Here is a 3,503-nt window from a genome sequence, read left to right on the forward strand (position 1 = left end):
GCAGAAGTAAATAAAATCGATAGCATCTCCATTCTTATCTAAAATTCTATATAGATATTCTTACTTACCTCTTAACTTTAAACATATGTTTTATCAATCCTCCAACTAAATTCTAAATTTAGGTTTCCAGTACCATCTAAGCCTATCTAAGATCTTCAAAGCATAATATTGAACCCATATAATATTCTTATACTTTAACACTCTGTTAATAATCTCTTCTTATTCTCTATAAATGATACCATGTTTATAATACCACCCCACTACCCATATGATTTATTGTACTTACAAATGACAGCGCTTGAAAATTTCTATAAAACCTTGTCTTTATTTATTTCCTATACTTATAATATTACTATCACTTACTATTAATAATGCCTTATTTCCATATTTAGCTTTTTCCTTTAAGATAATAATTTTTATAAATACACTTCTGGTAAATGAAGAATTGAGATAGAAAAGTATATCAAATTATTTTGCATTAACTATATAACTAGGCTATTTTAAACATAATTAAAAATATAAATCAGTGAAAATAAAAAAAATATTTTTCTTAATTATTATTTGCTTTTTTGCAATTCCTATTGCAGCATTAGATATAAATGATAATAGTGCTATTTCACAATTAAAAACTTATTTACGTACAATAAAATTAGTTGCAGTAGATTTTACTCAAGAAGATTCTCGTGGTAATATCGCTAAAGGAAAATTATTGATAGATAAACCTTATAAATTTCGCTGTAATTATTACCCTCCATTCCCTCTAATTATAGTAGGAACTAAAAATTTTATATCACTTTATGATTATGATATGGAACAAGTAAGTCATATTAATAGAAACGAGAATATATTTAATTTTTTATTAGAAGACCAAGAACATTTTGACAGAAATTTTATTTTTGAATCAGTAATTAATGAAGGAGATTTTTTTAAAATTACTATTTATCATACATTAGCAGAGAAATATAGCGAAATTATTTTTAATAAAATTACAAAACAAATTGAAACACTTAAAATATTTGAAGATAATAATATAGTTACTATTAATTTTGATAAGGTAGTTAAAGTACAAAAATTCTCCAATGATTTATTTAAACTAAAAAATCCTGAAATATATGGTATACCTGAGAGATTAACAAAATCAGAAATAGAGAAAAAATATGTTGTTTCTTCTAGATAAACAGGTTATGTTAATTATGCTAGTGGTGGGCACTGTGCCTGTTTAGTTGGTCAGGTCTGAAAGGGAGCAGCCAGGGTAGGACTTAGTGGGTCATTACTAGCATTATGTACCTCAGATACTTCAAGATGTGCTACAAAAATTCCGTAATTTGCCTTACAGTACGTTACACAGGTTTATCAATCACCTTTCTTGTACATCTTAAAGTATCTGAGGTACATTTATTCTTTTAAAACTACTCTTCAAAATTTCTAAAATATAAATTGTGATGGATATAAATTCACATGATAAGTACATTCCTTTTGCTAGAAAATATCGCCCAAGTAATTTTGCTGAGCTTCATGGGCAAGAAGTACTGGTAAAGGTTTTAAGCTATACTATTTTAAATAATAGGCTTGCAGGAGGTTATCTTTTAACAGGTATCAGAGGAGTCGGTAAAACTACCTCAGCTCGTATTATTGCCAAAGCAGTCAACTGTTCTGCTTTAATTACTGAGAATGAAAATATTAAAACATGTGAGCAATGTACAAATTGTATTAGCTTTAATAAGCATAATCATCCTGATATAATTGAAATTGATGCAGCAAGTAAAACTAGCGTAGAGGATATACGTAGGGTTATAGAATCAGCTGAGTATAAGCCTCTGCAAGGTAAGTATAAAATCTTTATTATTGATGAAGTACATATGCTTTCTAAGGGAGCTTTTAATGCACTTCTTAAGACTTTAGAAGAACCACCTCCACATATAATATTTATTTTTGCAACGACTGAAGTACAAAAGATACCGATAACTGTTGTTTCAAGATGTCAGAGGTATGATTTAAGGCGTCTTAATTTTGAAGAGATTTTTGAGTTACTTGAATATATTGTTAAGGAAGAAAATTTAAAAATTGATGCAGAAGCTTTAAGAACTATAGCTTATAAAGCAGATGGTTCGGCACGTGATGCAATTTCTATTTTAGATCAAGCAGCTAGTATGTCGGCAAAATCAGCTAATATAATTAGCATCCAAGTGATTAATCAAATTCTTGGACTTGTCGATATCAAAGTTACAATAGAATTTGTAGAATATATAGTGCATAAAGAGGTAGAAAAAGCTATTACTTTAATAAATAAGCTTTACAGTTTTTCAGTTAATCTTGAGATTTTTATGGAATCGGTAGCAGATTTTATCGCTTATCTTAATAAAGTGAAAATGTTACCTAATTATAGTCTGCCGATATATGAGTCATTTAATAGTAGAATTAAAAACATTTTAAGTAAAATTAGTTTTTCATATTTGTCAATTTTATGGCAAATATACAATAAAGGAGTAGGAGAAATAAAAATTTCCTATAATCAACTAACAGAAACAGAAATGTTAATTATAAAATCTATATATTCAGTATCGTTACCACTGCCAGAAGATTGTGATAGTAATGATCAAAATTTAAAACAATCGGTTAGTACAGAAATAAAAAAAAAAATGAAATTGTAGATTTTCTTGAATTTTTATATAGAAGTAATGAGATTGAGGTGTATTATTTTCTACTTAATTGCACAGAGCTTAAAAATTTTACTGATAATAGGTTAGAAATATTAAGTCTTGAAGTTACAAGCAAGATAAAAAAGCAAATAGAAGATTTGTTATTTCTTTTTAGTAAAGAAAAGTTTGAATTAATTGTAATAAAACAACAAGGAAAACAAATTCTTAAAAATCAATTAATTAGTAAAATTGAAGCAAGTAAAAGCTTTAGCTTAATTAAAAAACATTTTCCGAATACAATAATTTCAGATATATTACTTGAACCTAAAAATTAAAGGATAGAATTATGGTTAATTTTAATCAGTTTTTAAAGCAAGCACAAACAATGCAAAAAAAAATGCAAGAAGCTCAAGAGCAAATGGCAAATACTAGATATACAGGTAAAGCAGGAGGGAGGCTCATTGAAATTACTATCACCGGCCATTGTGAAGTAGAAAAAGTTTCAGTTGATGCATCTTTATTAAAAGCAGAAGAAAAAGAAATGCTTGAGGATTTAATTAAAGTTGCCTTTAATGATGCAAAACAAAAATGTGATAAGGATTCACACAACTCTTTATCAGGTGCTTTAAACGGTATAAATTTGCCACCTGGTTTTAAGATGCCGTTCTAAGTTCTATATATTCCTACTGCCTTAGCCATATAGGATTTGTTGCTAAGTTTTGATATTTTTCTTTGTTATTCCGCGATCAAGTCAGTCTTGTTGCATATTAGAGAAATTATTTTAAGTATTTCAAGCGCTGTCATTTGTAAGTACAATAAATCATATGGGTAGTGGGGTGGTATTATAAACATGGTATCATTTAT

The 3,503-nt window shown here is 27.7% G+C and carries 2 protein-coding genes, 1 other RNA gene and 1 pseudogene; all 4 read left to right on the forward strand.

Features of this window, described 5'->3' with window-relative positions:
- Nucleotides 1–532: 532 nt before the first annotated feature.
- Nucleotides 533–1,177: an outer-membrane lipoprotein carrier protein LolA gene (locus AC27F4_RS03445; protein ID WP_487062111.1), complete on the forward strand. Its 645-nt coding sequence runs from the start codon at nt 533–535 to the stop codon at nt 1,175–1,177.
- Nucleotides 1,178–1,191: 14 nt separating this feature from the next.
- Nucleotides 1,192–1,285, forward strand: an RNA gene (ffs, locus tag AC27F4_RS03450) — signal recognition particle sRNA small type.
- Between the two features lie 154 nt (nt 1,286–1,439).
- Nucleotides 1,440–2,974, forward strand: a pseudogene (gene dnaX, locus AC27F4_RS03455) (DNA polymerase III subunit gamma/tau).
- Nucleotides 2,975–2,985: 11 nt separating this feature from the next.
- Nucleotides 2,986–3,309 (forward strand): YbaB/EbfC family nucleoid-associated protein, encoded by a 324-nt coding sequence (locus tag AC27F4_RS03460; protein WP_487062109.1) that lies wholly within the window; start codon nt 2,986–2,988, stop codon nt 3,307–3,309.
- Nucleotides 3,310–3,503 lie beyond the last annotated feature (194 nt).

Source organism: Candidatus Rickettsia mendelii, from assembly GCF_057543435.1.

Coding starts and splice junctions, on each gene's coding strand:
- AC27F4_RS03460 (WP_487062109.1), top strand. CDS start 2,986: ATGGTTAATTTTAATCAGTTTTTAAAGCAAGCACAAACAATGCAAAAA.